The 21,073-nt window shown below is 59.9% G+C and carries 26 protein-coding genes and 1 pseudogene; 15 read left to right on the forward strand and 12 right to left on the reverse strand.

Annotated features, from left to right (window positions below; all coding sequences use genetic code 11):
- Positions 1 to 51: 51 nt before the first annotated feature.
- The 4 genes from BLU46_RS01605 (at position 52) to BLU46_RS01620 (ending at position 4,281) form a co-directional block, all read left to right on the forward strand.
- Positions 52 to 939 (forward strand): LysR family transcriptional regulator, encoded by an 888-nt coding sequence (locus BLU46_RS01605; RefSeq protein WP_093197643.1) that lies wholly within the window; start codon positions 52 to 54, stop codon positions 937 to 939.
- Positions 940 to 1,037: 98 nt separating this feature from the next.
- On the forward strand, positions 1,038 to 1,979 hold the full coding sequence (locus BLU46_RS01610) for an alpha/beta hydrolase (protein WP_017475159.1): 942 nt from the start codon (positions 1,038 to 1,040) through the stop codon (positions 1,977 to 1,979).
- Positions 1,980 to 2,390: 411 nt separating this feature from the next.
- Positions 2,391 to 3,179: a DeoR/GlpR family DNA-binding transcription regulator gene (locus BLU46_RS01615; protein ID WP_093197648.1), complete on the forward strand. Its 789-nt coding sequence runs from the start codon at positions 2,391 to 2,393 to the stop codon at positions 3,177 to 3,179.
- 46 nt (positions 3,180 to 3,225) lie between these two features.
- Positions 3,226 to 4,281: an NAD(P)-dependent oxidoreductase gene (locus BLU46_RS01620; protein ID WP_063030814.1), complete on the forward strand. Its 1,056-nt coding sequence runs from the start codon at positions 3,226 to 3,228 to the stop codon at positions 4,279 to 4,281.
- On the opposite strand, the gene BLU46_RS01625 is transcribed toward BLU46_RS01620, so the two are convergent.
- The 3 genes from BLU46_RS01625 to BLU46_RS01635 are packed head-to-tail and all read right to left on the reverse strand — an operon-like array spanning position 4,235 to position 5,643.
- On the reverse strand, positions 4,235 to 4,972 hold the full coding sequence (locus BLU46_RS01625; protein ID WP_093197653.1) for a DUF72 domain-containing protein: 738 nt from the start codon (positions 4,970 to 4,972) through the stop codon (positions 4,235 to 4,237). The two genes, BLU46_RS01620 and BLU46_RS01625, sit on opposite strands and share 47 nt — an antisense overlap.
- Positions 4,972 to 5,403: a hypothetical protein gene (locus BLU46_RS01630; protein WP_063030818.1), complete on the reverse strand. Its 432-nt coding sequence runs from the start codon at positions 5,401 to 5,403 to the stop codon at positions 4,972 to 4,974. The genes BLU46_RS01625 and BLU46_RS01630 overlap by 1 nt, the downstream gene beginning before the upstream one ends.
- 15 nt (positions 5,404 to 5,418) lie before the next feature.
- Positions 5,419 to 5,643, reverse strand: a complete 225-nt coding sequence (locus BLU46_RS01635; RefSeq protein WP_063030820.1) for a hypothetical protein — start codon at positions 5,641 to 5,643, stop codon at positions 5,419 to 5,421.
- 197 nt (positions 5,644 to 5,840) lie between these two features.
- Here BLU46_RS01635 and BLU46_RS01640 point away from each other — a divergent pair, with 197 nt between their 5' ends.
- Positions 5,841 to 6,344: a DUF4142 domain-containing protein gene (locus BLU46_RS01640; RefSeq protein WP_063030822.1), complete on the forward strand. Its 504-nt coding sequence runs from the start codon at positions 5,841 to 5,843 to the stop codon at positions 6,342 to 6,344.
- 29 nt (positions 6,345 to 6,373) lie between these two features.
- Positions 6,374 to 6,934 carry a type 1 glutamine amidotransferase domain-containing protein gene (locus BLU46_RS01645; RefSeq protein ID WP_093197658.1) on the forward strand — a complete coding sequence of 187 codons (561 nt, stop codon included), beginning with the start codon at positions 6,374 to 6,376 and terminating at the stop codon, positions 6,932 to 6,934.
- Positions 6,935 to 6,988: 54 nt separating this feature from the next.
- Here BLU46_RS01645 and BLU46_RS01650 read toward each other — a convergent pair whose 3' ends face one another.
- Positions 6,989 to 7,210, reverse strand: a complete 222-nt coding sequence (locus BLU46_RS01650) for a PLD nuclease N-terminal domain-containing protein (protein WP_063030824.1) — start codon at positions 7,208 to 7,210, stop codon at positions 6,989 to 6,991.
- Between the two features lie 156 nt (positions 7,211 to 7,366).
- Here BLU46_RS01650 and BLU46_RS01655 point away from each other — a divergent pair, with 156 nt between their 5' ends.
- The 4 genes and pseudogenes from BLU46_RS01655 (at position 7,367) to BLU46_RS01670 (ending at position 9,259) form a co-directional block, all read left to right on the forward strand.
- Positions 7,367 to 7,924: an ATP-dependent Clp protease proteolytic subunit gene (locus BLU46_RS01655; protein ID WP_063030826.1), complete on the forward strand. Its 558-nt coding sequence runs from the start codon at positions 7,367 to 7,369 to the stop codon at positions 7,922 to 7,924.
- 190 nt (positions 7,925 to 8,114) lie between these two features.
- The gene (locus BLU46_RS01660; protein ID WP_008435010.1) at positions 8,115 to 8,591 is read left to right on the forward strand and encodes a hemerythrin domain-containing protein; all 477 of its coding nucleotides are present in this window, start codon (positions 8,115 to 8,117) and stop codon (positions 8,589 to 8,591) included.
- A 167-nt stretch (positions 8,592 to 8,758) separates the two neighbouring features.
- Positions 8,759 to 8,872, forward strand: a pseudogene (locus BLU46_RS33135) (general stress protein); the annotation flags it as partial.
- A gap of 66 nt (positions 8,873 to 8,938) precedes the next feature.
- The gene (locus BLU46_RS01670; RefSeq protein ID WP_093197662.1) at positions 8,939 to 9,259 is read left to right on the forward strand and encodes a hypothetical protein; all 321 of its coding nucleotides are present in this window, start codon (positions 8,939 to 8,941) and stop codon (positions 9,257 to 9,259) included.
- 4 nt (positions 9,260 to 9,263) lie between these two features.
- Here BLU46_RS01670 and BLU46_RS01675 read toward each other — a convergent pair whose 3' ends face one another.
- Together BLU46_RS01675 and BLU46_RS01680 are read right to left on the reverse strand one after the other, a co-directional pair.
- A complete protein-coding gene (locus BLU46_RS01675; RefSeq protein WP_093197666.1) occupies positions 9,264 to 10,463 on the reverse strand; it encodes a lysozyme inhibitor LprI family protein in 1,200 nt (399 codons plus the stop codon).
- A 78-nt stretch (positions 10,464 to 10,541) separates the two neighbouring features.
- Positions 10,542 to 11,600 (reverse strand): PDDEXK nuclease domain-containing protein, encoded by a 1,059-nt coding sequence (locus BLU46_RS01680; protein WP_093197671.1) that lies wholly within the window; start codon positions 11,598 to 11,600, stop codon positions 10,542 to 10,544.
- 180 nt (positions 11,601 to 11,780) lie between these two features.
- Between BLU46_RS01680 and BLU46_RS01685 the strand changes: the two genes are divergently transcribed.
- Entirely contained in the window at positions 11,781 to 12,437 is a 657-nt protein-coding gene (locus BLU46_RS01685; protein ID WP_093197676.1) for a helix-turn-helix transcriptional regulator, read from the forward strand.
- A gap of 312 nt (positions 12,438 to 12,749) precedes the next feature.
- Here BLU46_RS01685 and BLU46_RS01690 read toward each other — a convergent pair whose 3' ends face one another.
- From BLU46_RS01690 to BLU46_RS01700, 3 genes are all read right to left on the reverse strand, one after another.
- Positions 12,750 to 13,766, reverse strand: coding sequence for a hypothetical protein (locus BLU46_RS01690; RefSeq protein WP_093197681.1), 1,017 nt, complete (start codon positions 13,764 to 13,766; stop codon positions 12,750 to 12,752).
- 93 nt (positions 13,767 to 13,859) lie between these two features.
- Entirely contained in the window at positions 13,860 to 14,765 is a 906-nt protein-coding gene (locus BLU46_RS01695) for a LysR family transcriptional regulator (RefSeq protein ID WP_093197686.1), read from the reverse strand.
- Between the two features lie 195 nt (positions 14,766 to 14,960).
- On the reverse strand, positions 14,961 to 15,983 hold the full coding sequence (locus BLU46_RS01700; RefSeq protein WP_093197691.1) for a zinc-dependent alcohol dehydrogenase family protein: 1,023 nt from the start codon (positions 15,981 to 15,983) through the stop codon (positions 14,961 to 14,963).
- Between the two features lie 149 nt (positions 15,984 to 16,132).
- Between BLU46_RS01700 and BLU46_RS01705 the strand changes: the two genes are divergently transcribed.
- On the forward strand, positions 16,133 to 17,059 hold the full coding sequence (locus BLU46_RS01705; protein ID WP_093197696.1) for a LysR family transcriptional regulator: 927 nt from the start codon (positions 16,133 to 16,135) through the stop codon (positions 17,057 to 17,059).
- Here the strand turns inward: BLU46_RS01705 and BLU46_RS01710 are convergent, their stop codons facing one another.
- Positions 17,060 to 17,464, reverse strand: a complete 405-nt coding sequence (locus BLU46_RS01710; RefSeq protein WP_093197702.1) for a winged helix-turn-helix transcriptional regulator — start codon at positions 17,462 to 17,464, stop codon at positions 17,060 to 17,062. It abuts the gene before it with no gap.
- A gap of 90 nt (positions 17,465 to 17,554) precedes the next feature.
- On the opposite strand from BLU46_RS01710, the gene BLU46_RS01715 reads away from it, so the two are divergent.
- Positions 17,555 to 18,484: an aromatic alcohol reductase gene (locus tag BLU46_RS01715; protein ID WP_063030842.1), complete on the forward strand. Its 930-nt coding sequence runs from the start codon at positions 17,555 to 17,557 to the stop codon at positions 18,482 to 18,484.
- On the opposite strand, the gene BLU46_RS01720 is transcribed toward BLU46_RS01715, so the two are convergent.
- Both BLU46_RS01720 and BLU46_RS01725 read right to left on the reverse strand, forming a co-directional pair.
- Positions 18,459 to 19,013 (reverse strand): putative natural product biosynthesis protein, encoded by a 555-nt coding sequence (locus BLU46_RS01720; protein WP_017475145.1) that lies wholly within the window; start codon positions 19,011 to 19,013, stop codon positions 18,459 to 18,461. The genes BLU46_RS01715 and BLU46_RS01720 overlap by 26 nt on opposite strands.
- A 62-nt stretch (positions 19,014 to 19,075) precedes the next feature.
- Complete coding sequence (locus BLU46_RS01725; RefSeq protein ID WP_093197707.1) at positions 19,076 to 19,459, reverse strand: DUF2946 domain-containing protein; 384 nt, start codon at positions 19,457 to 19,459, stop codon at positions 19,076 to 19,078.
- A gap of 265 nt (positions 19,460 to 19,724) precedes the next feature.
- On the opposite strand from BLU46_RS01725, the gene BLU46_RS01730 reads away from it, so the two are divergent.
- Both BLU46_RS01730 and BLU46_RS01735 read left to right on the forward strand, forming a co-directional pair.
- Positions 19,725 to 20,330, forward strand: coding sequence for an SCO family protein (locus BLU46_RS01730; RefSeq protein WP_017475143.1), 606 nt, complete (start codon positions 19,725 to 19,727; stop codon positions 20,328 to 20,330).
- Complete coding sequence (locus tag BLU46_RS01735; protein ID WP_063030846.1) at positions 20,330 to 20,806, forward strand: copper chaperone PCu(A)C; 477 nt, start codon at positions 20,330 to 20,332, stop codon at positions 20,804 to 20,806. The genes BLU46_RS01730 and BLU46_RS01735 overlap by 1 nt, the downstream gene beginning before the upstream one ends.
- Positions 20,807 to 21,073: the final 267 nt, after the last annotated feature.

The raw sequence follows: 21,073 nt of genomic DNA on the forward strand, positions 1-21,073 counted from the left end.
CCCGGACGTATCAAGCCCCACAGGCTCCATCTACCTGAAGGATCAGCCCTGATGATCGAAACCCGCCTGCTGCGCCAGTTCGTTGCCGTTGCCGAGGAGCTGCACTTTCACAAGGCTGCGCTGCGCCTGCATATGGCGCAGCCCGCGTTGAGCCAGGCGATCAATCGCCTGGAACAGAAGTTGGGGTTTGCACTGCTGGAGCGTGACCGACGCGGTGTGCGGCGGCTGCCGGCCGGGGCAGCGTTTCTTCAGACGGCCTACACCGTCCTCGGGCAATTGCAGCAAGGCGTCGAACACGCCCGGCAGGTGTCTCAGGGAGTCGCCGGCACCCTCACCATCACCTCGGTGTCGATTGCCGGTTATCCCTGGCTGCTGGATGCCCTCAAGCAGTTTCGCCAGGCGTTTCCCAAGGTGCAGCTGGTGATCAAGGAAATGCCCTCCGCCAGCCAGGCGAAAGCTCTGATAACGGGTGAGGCCGATATCGCCTTTTTGCGCCGTCTGCCGGGTCTGGCGGATCACATCGAGTCCCGGCTATTACTGGATGAACCGATTCTGATGGCGCTGCCCGTGGACCATCCCGATGCCGGCAACGCCGCTATCGAGCTGAAGGATTTCGCCGATGCCGACTTTGTGTTCACCCCACAGGTATTGGGCAGCGGCTATCACCACCAGTTGATCGTCTTGTGCGAGGCCGCAGGCTTCTATCCGCGCGTGGTCCAGGAAGCCGATCAATTGCACACCCTGATTGGCCTGGTGGCGTGCGGGTTTGGGGTGGCACTGGTACCAGAGTCGATTGCCCGTTCGATCACCGGTGACAAAGTTGTGTTTGTTCCCCTCTCCGTGTCGCCTTCCACCATCGGGCTCTACCTCAATTGGAGCACCGACAATCCCTCGCCATTACCCGGACACTTCTTCTCGGTACTGGAAGCAACCCTGTAATACTTTGCAAGCAATGCCCGATGACGGCTGTCTAAATATTTCCTGCACAGCCAAGGCATCTGTTAAAACCCGTGCTTTGCCTCTGTCCTGGAACCTTCATGTCTTCACGTTTCCTGTCCCGCCTCGGCTTGCGCTGGTTTCCCCTGCTGTGCATGGCGGCCTTGATCATCGGCCTGCCCGTGGGGTGCGCGGTGCTGCAACACAAGGAGCGCGAACTGCTGTTTCGCGTCGAGCCGGGCACAGCCAGTTGGTACAGCGGGTTGCCGCGTGATGTGCAGGAGTTCGACCTGAAACCCGCAAGTTTCAAGTCCGGGCAAAATATTCACGGCTGGTGGTGGCCGGCGGCGCAGAAGGACGCCCCGGCGATTCTCTATTTGCACGGCGTACGCTGGAACCTCACCGGCCAGCTGTTTCGCATCGAACAACTGCGGGCCCTGGGCTTCTCGGTACTGGCCATCGACTATCGCGGCTTCGGCCAGAGCCGGGGTGACCTGCCTTCGGAAACCAGCGTGTACGAAGACGCGCGCATTGCCTGGGAACGCTTCCAGGTGCTGCAACCCGACCCCGCCAAACGCCTCATATACGGGCACTCCCTGGGTGGCGCTGTGGCCATCGACCTGGCGGCAGAGCTGGGCAAGCAGGCCGCGGATAACCATGTGCCGCCCCCGGTGCGCGGGCTGGTAATCGAATCCACCTTCACCTCCCTGGCAGATGTAGCCACGGCGGTGGCCAATACTTCATTGCCGGTGCGCTGGCTGCTGTCACAGAAGTTCGATTCCATCGACAAGATCGCCGATATCCACATGCCGCTGCTGGTGGTCCACGGACTCGCCGATGCCTTTGTGCCACCGCGCTTCAGTCAGCAATTGTTTGATGCCGCGCAAGAGCCCAAGCACCTGTTGCTGGTGCCCGGCGCTACTCATAACGACAGCATGCGGCTGGCTGGGCGCAACTATCGCCAGGCCCTGGATAGCCTGATGCAATCGAAGCGCCCAACCCAAGTGGCCGGTCCCTCTACCGGGCGCCCGAACGACTCTTAAATCTGCATTTCGGCACCGGTTTCGCCGGTGCCTGTCAAGGCGCAAAGCCTGCCCATACTGGCCACAAACAGCGACTGATCAAATATTAACCGCCGGTTAAATCGCCATACCCGCCGGGCTCAAGGGAAGTTATCCACAGAGATACCCACGGTTTTCGTGGACAACTCTTTTTACTTTTTTACGATTTTTTTGCTCAGTGATGCCCTGCTGGAAAGCTTCACGGCAGCTAAAACTCCTGCATCAGCCCGCTGACCGAAACACGGCACTGGGTACCGAGCACGTTCATGATCCTGTGTGGTTTGGTCATGATTTTCAGCACATTCGACAGGGCGTCGGAGGGACACAGCCACCCATTGCGTTTCCGCCGAATGCTGATTAATCTCGCACAAACACGCATTAACGAGCACAAACATGCATAACACCCATGCCGCCGTCGACCTGCCCTCCCTGCGCAAACAAAAAATCCTGTTGCTGCTGGAGCGCGACGGCAAGGTCACCGCCTCGGAACTGGTGGAACATTTCGCTGTTTCCCAGGACACCATTCGCCGCGACCTCGGCGAACTTGCCTCCGCAGGTTTACTGCAACGCGTGCATGGCGGCGCCCTGCCGCGACCGAAGGACACCGGCAAGGACTTCTTCACCCGGTTCGGCGAAACCACCGCGACCAAACGCCACCTGGCGCAACTCGCCGCTGATCGCGTGGAAGACGGCCAAATCGTGCTGTTCGACTCCGGTACCACCACCCTGCAAATCGCCCAGTCCTTGCCGCACTCCATCAAGCTGACCGCCGTCACCCACTCACCGATGATTGCTATCGCGTTGTCCGAGCACCCCAATGTGACGGTGATCCTCGCTGGAGGCCAACTCAACCCGGTGACCATGGCGGCCAGCGGACACGAGGCGTTGCGGCTGATCCAGGGCATCAAGGCCGACCTGTTGTTCACGGGTGTATGCGCCCTGCATCCACAGGTCGGCATCAGCTCGCTGCACTTTGAGGAGGTGGCGGTAAAACAAGCTATGCTCGACAGCGCCTCCCACGTGGTGGCCGTCACCCTGGCCGACAAACTGGGCGCCGTGGAGCCATTTGTGGTGGCACCGTGCAGTCGCATCCATACCCTGATTACCGAGTGGCATGTGCCGCCGGGCAGCGTCGAGGCTTATGAATGCCTGGGGCTGGAGGTGATGCAAGTGGATGCCTGACATGCCCCCCATAACAGCCCGATAGCCTTTGCAGAGGAGTATTCCGATGGCGTTTCCCGTCCTGATCCTGGATGCCCCCAACCCTCCCCTGCTCCATGATGAGATCGAACGGTGCCTGGCATACGGCCTGGAAATCACCCTCAACCTGCACTACTTCACCGATCAGGACAGCATCAAAACCCATTACGACGGGCGCATTCAGTTCGTGGATATCAACTGCCACGACACACCTTCACTGATCAGCGCGGTGGTAAAAGCCGGTGGCTACAGCGTACTCAAGACCCGCTTGAACATTCCCCTGGGCGCTGCACTGATCAACGCCGTGGCCTCGCCGGATCTAAGCAGCCCGTTGCAGGCGATCGCCCAGGCCGGCGTCGGGCTTAACCATATCGACTTGCAGGCCGCCGCCGAGCATGGCGTGGCCGTGCTCAATACCCCGGGCTCCAACGCAACGGCCGTGGCGGAATATGTGCTGGCGCAAACCCTGTTCCTGTCTCGGGACCTTAACCTCTACAACACCCAAACCCATCAAGGCCAGTGGTCGAAAGGCCTGCTCGCGCCCGCGTTGCAAATCGCCGAGTTGACGCTGGGGCTGGTAGGCACCGGCAGGATCGCCCAGGTGCTCGCCCATAAGGCCCGGGCCCTGGGCATGCAAGTGATCGCCACCGGCTCGGAGCGATTCACCCGGCAGGCCGCCGCGAACCTGGGCCTGCAATGGCGCGCCACACTCGGCGAATTGCTGGATGAGGCCGATGTCGTGTCCATCCATACCCCACTCACCCCGCAGACCAGGGGCTTGTTCGACAGCACTGCATTCACTCGGATGAAGCCGGGGTCGATCCTGATCAATACAGCCCGTGGCGGCATTGTCGACGAGGGCCAGTTGGCGACGTTCATGACGCGCGTTCCCGGCCATATCAAGGGGGTCGCCATCGATACCTTTGCCAGGGAAAAACATCAGTTCGAATCGCCTTTGACGGGTATTGCCAACGCGATACTGACGCCACACATCGCGGGCAACACCCGTACCGCAATCACCGAGGCGTCAGCGCAAATCATTGACCACATTCATGCCTTCCACCAAGCAAGGCTTGAAGGCTGAGGGCATCCGCAACCGCATGGCCACTGGCGGTGTTGTCAAAAATGCACCAGGTGGGAACGCCCTCGGTTGACGATCTTTGCATCGCCTCGCACAGGGCGTGTAATCGATCCATTTCGTAAGCGCTGTGATAGATACGCGGCGAACCGTGCAGGCGCCAATAACGCACGCCTTGCCAGCCTCTCGGTACGTCACCTTCAGCGATCACCGGAGGGTCGGCGGCCACCCGGCCTATTTGATACTCCTGCAATATGCCTTCGGCCCGCACCCAACTGGCATGCCGGGGCTCCAGCACCACATTACCGGCGAAGCGTTGGCGCAAGGCCGTGAAGAAACCGGCAGCGATGGCTGCCTCATAGTTCAATGAAGGCGGTAATTGCACCAGCAGGCAGCCCAGGCGATCACCCAACTGCAGGCACTGTGAGAGGAATTCATCCAGCGCCTTATCGCAGTCATGCAGACGCAACTCATGGGTTATCAGCCGAGGCACCTTGACCGAAAAACCAAAGCCCGGCGGCACCGATTGCGCCCATCGCTCATAGGTTTGCGGACGATGGGGACGATAAAAGGAGCTGTTGATTTCAACCGCATTCAAGCATGCGGCATAACGTTGCAGATGGGTGCCCTGGCGGGGAAAGCGAGGCCATTGCTCACGAGGCAGGCTCCAACCGGCACACCCCAGAAAAATCGGCATCAGAACAGCACCGACGCTGCATCCCTCATGAAGATCTCCACCGTCTTCGGCCCGACGCCTTCGAACGCGTTCAAGCGTTTTTCAAACTCCGCGCGGTCGGCACTGGCATCGTGTATCTGGCTGATCTTGCCCGCGTACTCCGCGTTCAACTTGCTACTGAGGTCCAGCAGGCGTTGCGCGGTGCTTTCGTCGTAACGCACGTAATGCGCCTCGCCGAGCATGGCCACCAACTCACGGGAGGTGCAGTGTTGCAGTTTGCGCGGCGTGTCCCGGCCATGCTTCACCACAATCACCTGATAGGCCTGCGCCGCGATCTGCGCCTGAATGCGCTTGCCCATCAAGAAGCTGGCGATAAACCACTTGAACAGTGCGGTGTCATCACCGGCTTTGAGCTCGATACCCAGCTCACCGGCACTGATGGATCGCCCCATGACGACCTCCGTTCTTCACTGGCCCAGCTTGCGCTCGGCCTTGGCCGCCTGTTCATTGATCAAGTCGGTTTGCCGCTGTGTGTCCTTGATAGACGTCGGCGTAATCACCTTATCAACGGTTTCAGTCTTGGGGTTGGGGCGCTGCAAGGAACTGTCCTTCTCGTCAAGCTGGCGACCTTTCTGCGCCTGTTCGGAGCTGATTGCATCGGGGGTTTTGTCGGCGGTTTTTTCAGTGCCCATGGTGATTCTCCTGCTGTTAAATGATCAGGCTCCAGCGCGGAGCCGTTATGCAGCAGAGCCCATGGTTTTTTGATAGTTCAAGGAAATTGCGTGGGCTGCGGCCCGGAGAAATAAGCGCAAATTAATTTAAACCTTTTGCTCAGGCACCCGCTCAACAGTCAGGTAACGGCATCGCGCCACTCTTCAGGAGAAGCATCATGAAGCACTTGCTGATGAAACAAATGGGACTGACCTTCGCACTGGCCGCGGGCTCGATTGGCATGGCCATGGCGGCCACCTCCAATGACTTCGTCGACGCCGCCGCGCAAGGCGGAATTACCGAAGTCGAGGCCGGAAAACTGGCGTTGGAAAAAAGCGGTGCCGCCGATATCAAGGCGTTTGCCCAGCACATGATCACCGACCATACCAAGGCCAACCAGGAGCTGACTGCCCTGGCGACCAAGCTTGATATCAAGGTACCGGATGATGCCAGCCTGACCGACAAGGCAAAAAAAATGATCCTGGAGATTCGTGAAGAATCTTTCGACAAGGCTTACGCCGACAACCAGGTGAAGGCCCATGAAGACACCGTGGCGCTGTTCAAAAAAGAAGCCGCTTCTTCGGACAACGCCGAACTGAAGGCGTTTGCCGAGAAGACGCTGCCGACGCTCGAAACCCACTTGAAGATGGCCAAGGAGCTGCAATCCCAGCACGCCAATTAATTATCTACCCACTCAGGAGACACTCGACCATGAGTTCGCAACTGCACGGCAAGAAGATTCTGATCATCACCTCCAACACTGGCATCGAGCGCGACGAATTGCTCAAGCCGCTGGAAGCCCTGCGTGGTTTTGGCGCCACGGTAACCCACGGCTCGAGCAAAGGTGGCAGCACCCAGACCTTTCTCCAGGACACCGAGAAAGACAGGACAGTGGAGTCCGATGCCAAGCTTTCGGATCTGCACGGCAGTGATTTTGATGCACTGGTCATCCCCGGCGGCACCGTCAACGCTGACACCCTGCGTCAGGATGCCGATGCCTTGCGGCTGATCAATGATTTCGTCAAGGCAGGTAAAATCGTAGCCGCCATCTGCCACGGCCCTTGGGCCCTGATCGATGCCGGCGTGATCGAAGGCAAGACCCTCACCTCCTACAAAAGCGTGCGTACCGACCTGGTCAATGCCGGCGCAGCCAACTGGGTGGATGCGCAGGTGAAAGAATGCCCGGCCAATGGCTGGACGTTGATCACCTCGCGCACGCCTGATGATTTGCCTGCGTTCAACGAGGCGATTGCCAAAACCCTGGCGGCTTGACGCCACCCAACGCAAACAGGCGCCCTTGGGCGCCTGTTCTTTTTCGATTCTGTCTTAGCTTTTGCCGTGCTCAGCGGCGTGTGTCGCGCGGTTCACACCCTTTGGCCCAAACAGCGCCCAGAGAATCAGCCCCAACAGCGGCATGAAGATCAGTACCACCAACCATAAACCCTTGGTTTCCCAGCCACTGCCACTGCGCAGCACGCTGTTGATCGCCCACAGTTCCAGCAGCACCAGAATCACCGCCAAGCCAATCCAGACATATTCGATTTGCATGATTCATCCTCCTGAGGTCGTATGCGTTAGGTCAAGCAACACACCCGAGGGTTCATTAAAATTGCAGCTGATGGCTCTCGCCCAACGGTTGCGGCACATGCGCCGCAACCTTCTAGACTCAACTGTACGTCACCTCTTACCCTACGGAGGCCCAGGATGACCGAGCACATCATCCACTTTCACTGCCAGATCGATCAGGGCACTACCGAGCGCTTTCGGGATTGCTGCCTGGACGCGATCGAGCAAGGCGCCAGCTCGTTGTTGTTGAACCTGTCGACCACCGGTGGCAGCACCAATTTCGGCTTTACCCTCTACACCTTCCTCAAGTCCCTACCGGTGCCGCTGTGTGCGATTAATGCAGGCAACATCGAATCCATGGGCATCATCATGTTCCTGGCGGCCGGTCGCCGGATCACCACGCCCCACTCACGCTTTTTGATCCACCCGATGAACTGGTACTTCAACCAGAGCTCCGTCGATCATCAGCGTCTGCGGGAATACCTTTCAAGCCTGGACAACGACCTGGCGCGCTACGTGAAAATCTACGAACTGGAAACCGCCAACGCCGACACGCACCTGGATATTTTCAAGTGCCTGTCGGCCGAGGAAAAAGTCATCGCCGCCCACGAGTCACTGGCCTACGGGATTGCCCATAAGGTGGAACAGATCGTGTTTGCCGACGATATCAAGCACTGGAAAGTCAGCGGCGGCTAGGCATGGTTTAATGCATGCCAGCCGCCACTGGACCGTGCAACCTGCACGACCAGCGCCGATATTTATTCGATATAAATTATTGATTTATAAGCTAATAAATATTCCGCTCAACTTGGTACAACTCATGCTGTAGAGGTCTGGACAGGCGGGCAATTCGACCTGCCCTTTCGCTACCCGTGAGGTGTCACCCATGAATGCCATTGATCTTCTCAAGGCCGACCACGAACGCGTCAAAGCCATCCTGAACCAGCTGAGTGAGTCTACTGAACGCGGCGTCAAAAAGCGCACCGAGCTACTGGCGAAACTGGAAATGGAAATCAGCCTGCACACCCGCCTTGAGGAGGAAATTCTCTATCCGGCTTTTCGCAAGGCCGGGGGCAAGGATCAGGAAATCATGTACCACGAGGCCAAGGAAGAACATCGCACCGTCGACTCCCTCGTCCTGCCAGACCTGAAGCAGACTTCGCCCTCCACCACCGAGTTTTCCGGCCGGGTGAAAGTCGTCAAGGAACTGTTGGAGCACCATATCGAGGAAGAGGAAAGCGAGATGTTCCCACAGGCCAGGAAGCTGTTGGGCAAGGCCTTGCTGGAAGAGCTGGGCGCGGAGATGGAAGCGATGAAAGCCGCGCACAAGAAAGCACCCGGCGCGAAACCAATGGCCGCTTGATGTCCATTCGTCGCATGCCTGGAAACTATTTCAAACTTTGATTTGGCTGGAGGATTCCCAATTAGGCAACACCATTGATTCGCTCATCATTGAGGGTTTTCAAAATGGCTAATAGTGGAAAAACCACCCCAGGTGCTGGTCACAAAGACCAGAAAGACACAAACCGTAAAAGCGGCGGCCAGGGTTCAGGCGGCAATTTCGCCAATGACCGCGAGAAGGCTTCTGAAGCGGGCAAAAAAGGCGGGGCTCACAGCCACGCGCCAGGCTCCAAGAAGTCTTGATTGAGGCGTCGCCGAAGCCTGGATGTATTCCGGGCTTCGGTCCCCATCGCCAAGAGGGATTGAGTCATGAAGACCAGCATTTCCCAAAGGATCGTACTCGCCGCCAGCTTGACGCTCGTACTGTATGCCCCCGTCTACGCAGCCTTCGGCGACAACACCGCACCCGAGACGCCTGCCTTGAGCGGCAACAGCGTGCCAGGCTCGGCACTGCCGCCAGGCACCTATCCCAGCAGCCCATCCGGGGCCGACAGCAGTGGCAGCAAGGACACTGAGACCAATGCGCCCGCGCCGTCAAAAAGCGTGAAGAGCACGCGCCACAAAGGCTTCTCGACCCAGCCCCCGTCCAGCAAGAGCGACAAGAAACCCGCGCCTGCATCGGGAAGTTGAGAAACTAGAGCTCGCTTGGGCCACCGATAAAGTCCAGGCGCAAGTTCAACCACTGCCGAACGATTTCCCGGGATGCTTGCCGGGCATCAACAGCAGAGAAGCCCCGCTCGCGCTGCAACCATTCGCTCGTGACTTGGCGCGCCGGTTCAATGGCCGCCAGCGCCTGCTGGCGTTGCTTGGCGGGCCAGTGTTTATCAGTGCCCCAGTTGCGCAGCGTTAATTCAGGATCCTGGGTCTTGCCTGCGGCGCCTGGCTGGAGAAACAGCCGAGGCGACGCAGTGGCCTTGAGGGAAAGAGTGTTCCAGTCGGCATAGCTGGCAAAGCGGATCGTGCCCTCGTTTTGCGAGGCCGTGGACAAAGGCTCGGTCAAACTGTCGTCCAACCGCTTCCACGCCGGCTGTGCAAACAGATCACCTTGGGGGGCACAGATCGGCGCAAAACTGTCGCGGGTGGAGCCGTACAACGATCCGAACGACTCATACGCGACCTCGCCCTGCCGGCTGAAGACAAAGCAGTGCACATACGGGCGTTGGTCGGCGTACATCTCATACTGTTGGCGCTCAATCATCATGCGCAGCAAGGTCAACGTCACCCGGTCACGGCTGACGACGGGATCGTTTTGCAGGTCCTGCCAGATCGACCAGGGAAAACTGTCTTCCTTGAGTGCTACGAGAACCTGCTTGCGATTCTCCTCGGCCTCATTCTCCGTCACGCCACTGTCGGGTTCAAAACGCTGCAGGTAAACCAGCCAGGCGGCTGCCAGATCGTTCATCGGGTAGCGCCGGAGCCCTTCTGCTGCCTGGGCCGGATGGTACGGGATACTGGCAATGATTGCGTCAAGGGCTGCGGTGTCTTTGTGGGTGATGGTTCCCACCTCGACCACTCGCTGACTCAGTTGGGATTGCAGGCAGCCGGGCAGTTGTTCCGGGGCACCGGCACACGCGTTGCGAGCCTGCAGCCAGATGCGCTGGCCACGGCGCAATTCGTCGCGCTGGTCGGGTGCCAGTTTGGCCATCGCCTGGCGGTAGTACACGCCCAGCGTAGTGTCGAGTTCGCTTAATTCAGGGCTGGCGCAAATAGCCTTTTCCACCGTGGTGGAGGCCTTTTTACAATCGAAGGACGCGCCACTGGCAGGCATCCCCGCGCCCATCAGCACGCCAGTGAGCAACAACATTGGATAGGCAGAATGAATACGGCGGGCCATGGCTTTCCTAGGGTGAGTTCCTTTCAAGGCGCTTATTGTGCCGACGCGATTGCCAATGTCCAGTCTGTCGGCACTGTCCTACGAAGCACTTGCCATGGAAGGGCGATCAGTTGCCAGCTCTCGCTCAATCTGTTCGATGCTCGGCAAGCTGGTTTGCAGCTCTGCAGGCAGGGATTCCACCAGTTGATACTCGGCAACACCAATGGGGCGCGAGGTGTCACGCAGGGCGTATTCGGCCACTACTTCGTTCTTGCTCTTGCACAGCAGCAAGCCGATGGTGAGGCTGTCCTGCGGGTGCTTGAGCTGGGCGTCTACCGCCGCGAGGTAAAAGCCCAACTGCCCCAGATGGTCGGGTTTGAATTTACCGGCCTTGAGTTCGATCACCACGTAGCACCTCAGCTTGAGGTGATAAAACAGCAGGTCGACGAAAAACTCCTCGTCCCCTACGTCCAGCAATACTTGCCGTCCCACGAAGGCAAAACCGGCGCCAAGCTCCAGCAAAAAATCGGTGACATGTTTGACCAAGGCGTTTTCGATTTCACGTTCCTGCGCGTCAAGGGACAGGCCGAGGAAGTCGAAACGGTAAGGATCTTTAAGTGATTCGCGAGCCAGGTCGGATTGGGCTTTGGGCAGCAGTCCCTCGAAGTTGCTGACCGCATTGCCGCTGCGTTCCAGCAGGCGACCTTCGATTTGCATCACCAGGACGTTGCGCGACCAATTGTGTTCGATGGCCTGTGCAATGTACCAGCGACGGGTTTCGGGGCCGGGCAGCCTGTCCAGCAACACTAGGTTATGGCCCCAAGGCAATTGTGCAGCAGCCTGTTGCACAAATTCGGAATCCGGCCACGCCTCGGCAAATGCACGCATGTACTTCAGGTTGCGCGGCGAAAAACCCTTCATCTCCGGAAACGCTGAACGCAAATCCTGCGCCAGCCGCTCAATCACCTTGGCCCCCCAGCCCTGCCGTGCCTGCCGGGTCAAAATATCCTGGCCGATTTGCCAATACAGCAACACCAGCTCGCGGTTTACCGCCAGGGTGGCGCGCTGCTGGGCGGAGTGGATTCGACTCTTGAGATCGGACAGCCAATCGCTGTATCCCTCGGGTGGTGTGATCAGGCTATCGGGGGTCTCACTCATTCCTTTTCCCTCGTGGGTTGGGCAGGCGGCCGATAGTAGCGAGGGAAAAATGCGTGATGGGCCAGCAGAATGCTTTCGATACAAATCAACTGGAACCGTACCTTCAGGCGCATCAAGGGGTGCCTCAACATGCGTGCTGTGGTCAAATGAGCCGGTCACTTCCATGGTTATTCCCGATCTATGAACGCCACACCCACCGACGACAGCCAGGCATCCACCGGGGACCGCATCCTGTTCCTGCTCAAGACCCGTGGCCCACTGAAAACCACGGACCTGGCTGCGCTGCTGGACATCACCTCCGAAGCCGCCCGCCAGCAAATCCAGAAGTTGCAGGTCGCGGAGTTGATCGTCGGCGTATCAGCCCCCATCTCGGGTGCCGGCCGGCCATCGTTGAAGTGGACCCTGACCGAAACCGCCCAAAGCAAATTCCCCGATTCCCACAGCGTGCTGACGTTGCACCTGATCGAGTCCATCGAAGGGATTTTTGGCAGCGAAGGCGTGGAAAAAGTCATCGCCAGCATGGAGGCGACCGCCAAGCATGAATACATCCAGGCTTGCTCCGTCGCACCCAGCTTGCGGGAGAAAGTCGAGATCCTGGTGCAGATTCGCGAGCGCGCCGGGTACATGGCGCAGATGGAGCCGCTGAACGATGGCTGGCTACTGGTGGAAAACCACTGCCCGATCTGCGTGGCCGCCCGCAAATGCCAGGGGTTCTGCCGTTCGGAACTGCAGATCTTCCAGGCAGCCCTGGGCGATGAGAATGTGGTGGAGCGGCGCGAGCATTTGATTTCCGGGGACCGGCGCTGCGCCTACAGTATCCAGCCCCGCCGCCTGTAAGAAAGAGGCTGTGATGGGCTGCGCAACCATCGCAAGCCCTTACCGCAGTGTCCCGGATACACCAGCGCTTCAGGATTCACGACCGCTGCGCAGTCCATCGCAGCCTCTGCCTCACGCCGTACTCAAGCCCATTGCAGGTTGAACGAAGCAGTCGCGGGAACGCACGGCATGCTTCAACAAAGGCGTGTCGATGGACAGATTCTGGTGCAGTGGCGCAATGCCCATCAACCATATAACCAAGTAAGATCTTGGATAATACGTTGAGCGCTTTGAATTACACAAGCCATTACTTTTTACGGTGCCGTAAACAGCCTAAACCCTGACCCCCAGCATGCCGCTGGTAATGATGATCGTGACTATGGCGCCCATGCCAATCACCAGCCAGGTCAACAGCGAACTGCGTGACTCGCTGACATTGTGATTACGCAATACACCTCGCAAACCACAACCCAGATGCCCAATCAACAGGAACACCGCCAGCGAGTAATGCGGCAGCAGCCGAATGCTCCATGGATCCGCTAATAACCCTACGGGCTCGGCCACGGCCCAGGCGTAATCGGTGTCGGTGCCGAAGTAACGCGCCAGGGTAAATACCGAGTTGATATGGGACGCGATAAACAGCGAGAGATAGGCGCCGGAGGCGGTCTGTAACGCGTCCAGCAGGTCGGCACGCGTGACGGTCTTCGGGCGAATCAACACCAGCCCGCTGAGAATCTGGAAGAAAAACGTGACAATGATCACCGGCTCCAGCCAGCCATTGCGATACACCCGTCGCAGCACGTCCATCACCGACTTATGCACATCGGTACCCAGTACACCCAGCAGATGGTTGAACAGGTGCGGCGCGAGAAACACCAACAGGATCGCCACCGAGGCGATGCCGTGGGCGACACGCAGCTTGATATAGGTCTTGTCCGAGGTCACCAGGCTGATGCTCGGCCCCGTTGAAGAGACCATGGCAAAAAAGCCCGCCAGCGCCAGCCACAGCCCGCTCCATACCGCGATGTCGTGGCCCTCGATTTTCATCAGGTACAGCAAGACGCCCATCAGCGTGTACGCAGGAGGCGCAGCCACCGCCAGGCACGACAAGCGGCGCGCGAGGACCAGGCGTGCGCTCATGACCGGTTGAACACCGGTGACATACACACAGGCAAACGCCAACAGCGGCACGGCATAGGCACTCAGGATCAGCGCCAGGGCGACCGGGGTGCCGGCGCCTGCCACATGCGCCTGGTTACTCCACGCCAGCGCCCACGGATAGTACAGCGCCGCGGCGAACGGCAGCAGCCACAGCCATTCCAGCCAGGTTTTGATAGCTTTGCTTAACATATTGATTTTCCGGTGATAAATATCACCCGGATAGTGCCCAGCCGTCGCCACCCGCGACAATTAGGCACCCTGGCAAAAGCCTTTACCCAATGGTCATGCCTTAAAGGCCTGCACCATGTAGTTCACAAACAATTTCACCCTCAGCGGCGTTTTGTCTCGCTGGCGATAACAGATGTAATGCCCCCTGCCCCGCGCCTGCGCCATATAGCCTGGTAGCAAGACAACCAGGCGCTGTTGTGCGATCCAGTGCTGCGCCTGATAACCGGCGAGCTGCGCCACCCCACCACCGGCCACAGCCGCCAGCGCCACCAGTTCAGGGTCATTGAACAACTGGCTGTATGGCAATGGCAGCCGCACGAACTGCCCGTCGACTTCAAACTCCCACACATGCGGCTTGCCCGACTGCGCCAGGCGAAAGGCGATAGTCTTGTGCGCCGCCAGGTCTTCCAGGGTCTGCGGGTAGCCGGCTACGTGCAGGTACTCAGGCGCGGCGCAGGTGACAAAACTCATCGGCGCCAGTTGCCTGGCAATCACATCGGCGTCCTCCAGCCGCCCGTTGCGAATCGCGACATCCACGCGACCTTCGGCGAAATCCACATGGCGATCATTCAGATCAAATTCGAGGGTGATGTCCGGGTGAGCCTTACAGAACCCAGGCAACAGCGGCGCAATGCACTTGCGCCCAAAGCCCACCGTGGAACTCACACGAACCACACCAGAAGGCGACTGGGTGGATTGCTTGAGTGCCTCGGTAGCGCGCAACAGATGCTCGACACTGGGCAGGCACTCTTGAAAAAACCGTCGCCCTTCCTGCGTGACCGCCACGCTGTGGGTCGTGCGCTCCAGCAGCTTGATCGCCAGTTGGGTTTCCAGGCGGGTAATGCTGCGACTCACCGAAGGCACTGAAATGCCCAGATCGCGGGCCGCCTCGCTGAAGCTTTCGCTGGCCGCGACTTTCATGAAGGCGATGACGCCGGCGAAGTTTTTTCCGATGGACATCGGTGGGTTCCTTAACGAAGACATGCACTTCAAAAGCCTCGACAGTACCCAATCGGAAAGCTAAATGCCGTAGCCAATCAAGCGGTTTACCACTAGTCCACGCCCGCAGACCCGATTAATGCGCAGAGCAGAGATCTGCAGGCAATACCTGGGCGCCCCCGAACGCCAGGGTGCACAGACCAAGAATGATGTAGATCACCGCGCGACCTCGATCACGATCTTGCCGAAGGCACCGCGCCGAAGATGAGCAAAGGCTTCGGGGACTTGCTCAAAGCCGTAGGTGTGATCAATCATCGGCTCGATGCCATGGCGGTCGATCATCGCAATCAGGTCTTCCAGGGCCCGGCGCGGCCCGACTGCGACGCCGGTGATGGACGCCCGCTTGGCGAGCAGCGCCATGACCGTCGCGCTCAGTTGATCACTCTCCAGCAAGCCGATCACCGAGATACGCCCGCCATTGGCCACCGCTTGCAGGGACCGCGTGAGGTTGTCTCCACCGGCCATTTCAAGGATATGTTCGGCGCCTCGCCCACCCGTCAGTTCTTGCACTGCGGTGTGCCACTCCGGCACCCGGCTGCGGTTGATGCCATGGGTGGCACCCAGCTCGATGGCGCGCGCGATCTTTTCATCGCTGATGCTGGTGATGATCACGTGGGCGCCATTGGCCGCCGCCAATTGCACGGCAAACAACGAGACGCCCCCGGTGCCCTGCACCACCACAGTGTGGCCGGCGTGCAGGTGGCCCAGTTCGAACAGTGCCATCCAGGCGGTCAGGGCGGCCACCGGCAAGGTGCTGGCCTGCCCCGCCGTAAGGCTGAGCGGCGCCTGCACACACCATTCGGCAGGCGTTGCCACGTACTCGGCGAGCATCCCGGGGATGGGGCCACCCTGAGACGGTGCCTGGCTCCAGGAGAAAGGGGCACCGTCGATCCAGCCAGCAAAAAACGCCGACAGCACCTTGTCGCCAACCTTGAAGCGCGTGACGCCCTCGCCCACCGCGACCACCGTGCCCGCCATGTCGGAGGCCGGCGTGAATGGGAATGTGAGGTCGGCGCCCATGCCGTTGTCGACCACTTCGCCGTCGCGGTAATTGAGCGAGACGGCCTCGACGCGCACCAGTACCTCCACCGCCTTCGCGGTGGGGCGCGGCACGTCGGCAAGGCGCAGTGTGTGCAGTCCCAGTGCGGGTATTTCCCAGCGCTTCATGGTGTCGGTCATCGTGGTATTCCTCGTGAATGGGCTATGCCACAAGGATATGAGCCTTGCTTAACGGGATTAAGGGGGCGCCACCTCCATTGTCTGCGGAGCTTTTGTTCCGTAATCCGGATAAGGTGTCCAGGCGCCCCTTCAGCCAAACCGGAGCCTCGATGGACAGCCTCAACACCCTGAATGTTTTTGTGCAGGTCGCCGAAACCCGCAGTTTTGTCGCCGCCGGGCGCGTGCTGGGCGTAACGGCCTCGGCGGTCGGCAAGAGCGTGGTGCGCCTGGAGGAGCGCCTGGGTGTGCGCCTGTTTAACCGCAGCACCCGCAGCGTCACGCTGACTGCCGAGGGCGAGCTGTTCCTGGAGCGCAGCCGGCGCATCCTGATGGAGATCGACGAGGCCGAAGCCGAGCTTTCGCAAACCGTGTCGGCGCCTCGTGGCCGGCTCAAGGTCAGCCTTCCGCTGGTGGGCCATCCGTTCTTGCAGGTGCTCGCGCAATTCAAGAAAGCCTACCCCGAGGTGGAACTGGACCTGAGCTTTACCGACCGCCGCGTGGACGTGGTGGAAGAAGGTTACGACGCCGTGCTGCGCAGCGGTGAAGCGCCCGACTCGCGCCTCACATCGCGCCTGATCGGCGGCTATCGGATGCTGCTGGTGGCGTCACCGGCTTACCTCGCCGAGCGCGGCACGCCGCAACGGCCGGAAGACCTGGCCCAGCATGCATGCATCAAGTTCCGCTACCCCAACACAGGCAAAATGCAGCGCTGGCCCCTGCGCCAGGACGGAGTGGAAGCTGATTTCCCACTGCCGGCCGCGATGGTCTGCAACAACCTGGAAGCGCGCATCTGCTTTGCCGTGCAAGGTATCGGCATCGCCTACCTGGCGGATTTCGCCATTCGTGAATGGCTCGACAGCGGACAATTGGTGCCGGTGCTGGAGGCGTGTTCGGAAGCAGAGAACTTCCGGATCATGTGGCCTTCGGGCCGGCATCCAACACCCAAGCTGCGGGTGTTTATCGACTACCTGCATGCGCACTTGTTTCCCGAGAATGGGCCTGCGAGCAAACGTGCAGACTGCCGGCCCACGTCTTGATCACAGCGCCTGATCAGCATCGAACTGCTCCCGGGCACGCCTGAATCCGTCGGCGTTTTCCACCACCCACGTCCACAACGGAATCATGTGCACCAGCAGCTGTTTGCCCAGCTCCGACAGCTGGTATTCGACCTTGGGCGGCACCTCCTGAAAGTCGTGGCGCAACACCAGGCCATCGCGCTCCAGCTGGCGCAAGGTCCGCGTGAGCATGCGCTGGGTGACGCCCTCCATGCGCCGGCCGATCTCGGCATGGCGCAGTCGCCCGTTAACGCCCAACAGGTGCACGATGCCCAACGACCAGCGGTTACCCGCATGGGTCAGCACCTGGCGCTTGAGCCCGTCTTCATCGGCGCTAAGGGCTTCGCAGGCGGCTTGTGAGCGCCTGATGATCTCGTCGTTGTCCACCTTCTACTCCCGGTATCACTGGTGTGCCTTCTTATGCCCCGTCGGCAATTCTGCAAGCATGGCATGACTTTCAATCGAACCGAGAACCCTATGACTGCTTCGATCCTTGTACTGGGCGCCGGCGAACTGGGCCTGGCGGTACTGCGCCAACTGGCACGCCTGGCTGCACCGCAAAATGTGCCTGTGACGGTGTTGCTGCGCCCCGCCACACTGAACTCCCTCGACCCCGCCAAACAGCAGGAAATCACCGAACTGCGCGCCCTGGGCATTGAGCTGCTGGCCGGTGACCTGGCCAACGGCTCCGAGGCCGAACTGGCAACGGTGTTCGCCAACTATCACACCGTGATCAGTTGCATCGGCTTTGCCGCAGGCCCGGGCACCCAGCGCAAGCTGACCCACGCGGTCATCGCAGGTGGCGTGAAGCGTTATGTACCGTGGCAGTTCGGTGTGGATTACGACGTGATCGGCCGTGGCTCGGCCCAGGACCTGTGGGACGAACAGCTTGATGTGCGCGACTTGCTGCGTGACCAACAGGGCACGCAATGGGTGATCGTCTCCACCGGGATGTTCACCAGTTTTCTGTTCGAGCCGTCCTTCGGCGTTGTCGACCTGGCACAAAACACCGTGCGCGCACTGGGGGATTGGGACACTGCCGTCACCGTCACCACGCCTGAGGACATCGGCCTGCTGACGGCGCGCATCCTGTTCAGCGAACCGCCGATCGTCAACCGAGTGGTGTACACCGCAGGCGACACCCTGACCTACGGCGAGCTGGCAGAGACCGTGGATGCGCAACTGGGGCTCACCCTCAAACGCGAACGCTGGTCGGTGACGTACCTGGAAGCGGAACTGGCCGCTGCACCCGAGGACAATCTGCTGAAATACCGGGTGGCCTTCGCCCAAGGCCACGGCGTGGCCTGGGACCCCGCCGTCACCTTCAATGCCCAACAGCAGATCGCCGTCACCAGCGTTGCCCAATGGATCGAGCAGAACCTCAAGGCACCGGCAACCACCCGCTGAACCGTCCCTGGCTATCCAGCGCGCACCAGGCGAAATCCCCGGGCAGCGGCGGCAGTTTCTGCAGCGGTACGCCGCTGCCCTGCTTCCAATCCACCACTTGCAGGGGTGAACCTTGCCAGGCCAGGACCAAGCCCCGGGCCTGGCTGGTGTCATCGCTGACCCAACGGGCTGCCGCCGCTGTCATGAACGCTTCGATGGGTTCTTCATCGATCTGCGTGCGATACACCGAACCGAGCAACCAACGACACACACTCACGTGGTAGGTCCAGTTCAGGGAGGGACGGTTGCGGTAGGCCCAGGTCATGAAACTGCGAAACAGGTTCAAACCCTCCGGCGGGTCGAGCTTGAGCAAACCGGGGCAGATGTCGAACAAGGTGTGCCAATACGGCAGCAACCGTGCATCCAGGTGGACGAAACAGCGGGCGTTACTCGGGTATTCGACAGACGGCAACAACACGTCGCCGCGGGACGGACGGCGCGACGCCTTGCTGACCAGGCGGGCAGCGCCGGAAGGCAGGATAGAGCTCATGGAACGCACTCACACTCGTGACGATAGAACGCCTCCTGGTAACAGGAAGCCCAAGGCACACGTCAGAATGCAGGGGAAGCGCGAGGGTTGGCCGAGGGCCAGGAATACCGCGGAGGCGCCTTGTTACGCTGCTCATGGGCCGGGCGCGGCTTTTGCCCCAGGCCCAACAACCAGGCCAGGCAAAACAGGAAGACGATGCCCAGGGTCACGGCGGAGCACACCGGGCAGGCGAAGAAATTCGACCAGCTGCTGGCCGTCGGACTGCCCAGGCCGGCATCCGAGGACGGGGCCTTGGTGCCCAGGCTTGAACAGAACTGCCCGCCCAGGCCATTGAGCTCCAGGCCCATCATCTGACCATGGCCCAAACCGCAGACGAACACATTGAACAGGACGCAAAAATACAGGGTCCAGGCAATGAGTGAACGGTCCGGGCGGGAGAGTTTCATGGCGGCGACTTTACCATTCCCCCTGTAGGAGCTGTCGAGCTTTAGCGAGGCTGCGAATGGATCGCCTCGGTGCCCCTGCAAGACCGTGGCGCCTGCATCGCAGCCTCGCTCAAGCTCGACAGCTCCCACATCTGGTCTTGCGCGGCAGGGCCTGTGACAGAACGTCGCAGATTACGCCCAGAGGCCCAGGTTGTTAGAATGCCACGCTCTCCTCGCCTGATTTAACGCTTCGTGGTACCCAGGCGCTTCACAGGATGCACAGTTGATGAGTACGTTATTCACCCGCCGCAAAGTCCTCTCCGGCATGGGATTGCTGGGCCTGGGCCTGCTGGCCGGCTGTGACAACAGCCCGAAACTGAACTTCAAGTACGGCAAGGATCTGAGCGACAAGATCATGGGCCGTACCTTCAAGCTCAAGAACACAGATGGCGAAACCGTCACCTTGAGTTCCTTCCGCGGCTTGATGCCGGTGGTGTTCTTCGGCTTCACCCAGTGCCCCGCCGTATGCCCGACCACCCTGGCGCGCATGGCCCAGGCGAAAAAACTGATGGGCCGCGACGGCAAGATCATGCAGGTGGTATTTATCACCCTCGATCCCGAACGCGACACGCCCAAGATACTCGACGCCTACGTCAAGGCCTTCGACCCGAGTTTTGAAGCGCTGTACGGCACCCCGGAAGAAATCGCCGTGGCCGCCAAGGAATTCGGGATCTTTTATGAAAAGATCCCCGCCGGCGACAGCTACACCCTCTCCCACACCGCCACCAGCTTTGTGTTCGACACCCGAGGCACCTTGCGCCTGGGCCTGTCTGCCTCGCTTAACGCCAAAGAGTGCGCAGAAGACCTGCTCACCGTCATGGAGGTCTGCTAATGACTGCCGTTCAACACCTCAAACGCTTCGCCCTCGGTCTTTCCCTGCTGGGCCTCGCCGCACACGCCAGTGCACAGGCGGTGGTCAGCGACGCCTGGGTACGCGCCTCGGTACCGGGCCAGCCGTCCAGCGGTGCGTTCATGACCGTCACCGCCGACAGCGACAGCAAACTGCTCAGCGTGGCGTCGCCGGTCGCCAAAACCGTGCAGATCCATGAGATGACCATGAAGGACGACGTGATGCGCATGGGCCCGGTGGACTCGGTGCCGTTGCCTGCCGGCAAGGCCGTCAAGCTCGACCCGGATGGCTATCACGTGATGCTGATCGACCTCACCGCCCAGATCAAGGAAGGCGACCAGGTGCCGCTGACCGTCACCGTGGAAAATGCCAAGGGCGAAAAGCAGTCGATCGAAGTGAAGGCTGAGGCCCGCGCGTTGAATGCAACGGAAACCATGGACCACAGCAAGATGCACTAAAGCGCAGATCAAAATGTGGGAGCGGGCTTGTGTGGGAGCGGGCTTGCTCGCGAATGCGGTGTGACAGTCACCGGATGTATTGACTGATCCACCGCTTTCGCGAGCAAGCCCGCTCCCACATTGGCCCTTCAGTGTCTGAAAAATCGGGCGTCCGCTTCATACTTTTTTCGTCTCGTCTCAACACTTTCTATATATTTTCAATCTGCAAAACAACTCGTTAGCCTGCGCAAGCCGGACGCGTCTCCCTGTCGCCGTCCGGCCAGATAA

The organism is Pseudomonas yamanorum, assembly GCF_900105735.1.
In the GTDB taxonomy this organism is placed as follows: domain Bacteria; phylum Pseudomonadota; class Gammaproteobacteria; order Pseudomonadales; family Pseudomonadaceae; genus Aquipseudomonas; species Aquipseudomonas yamanorum.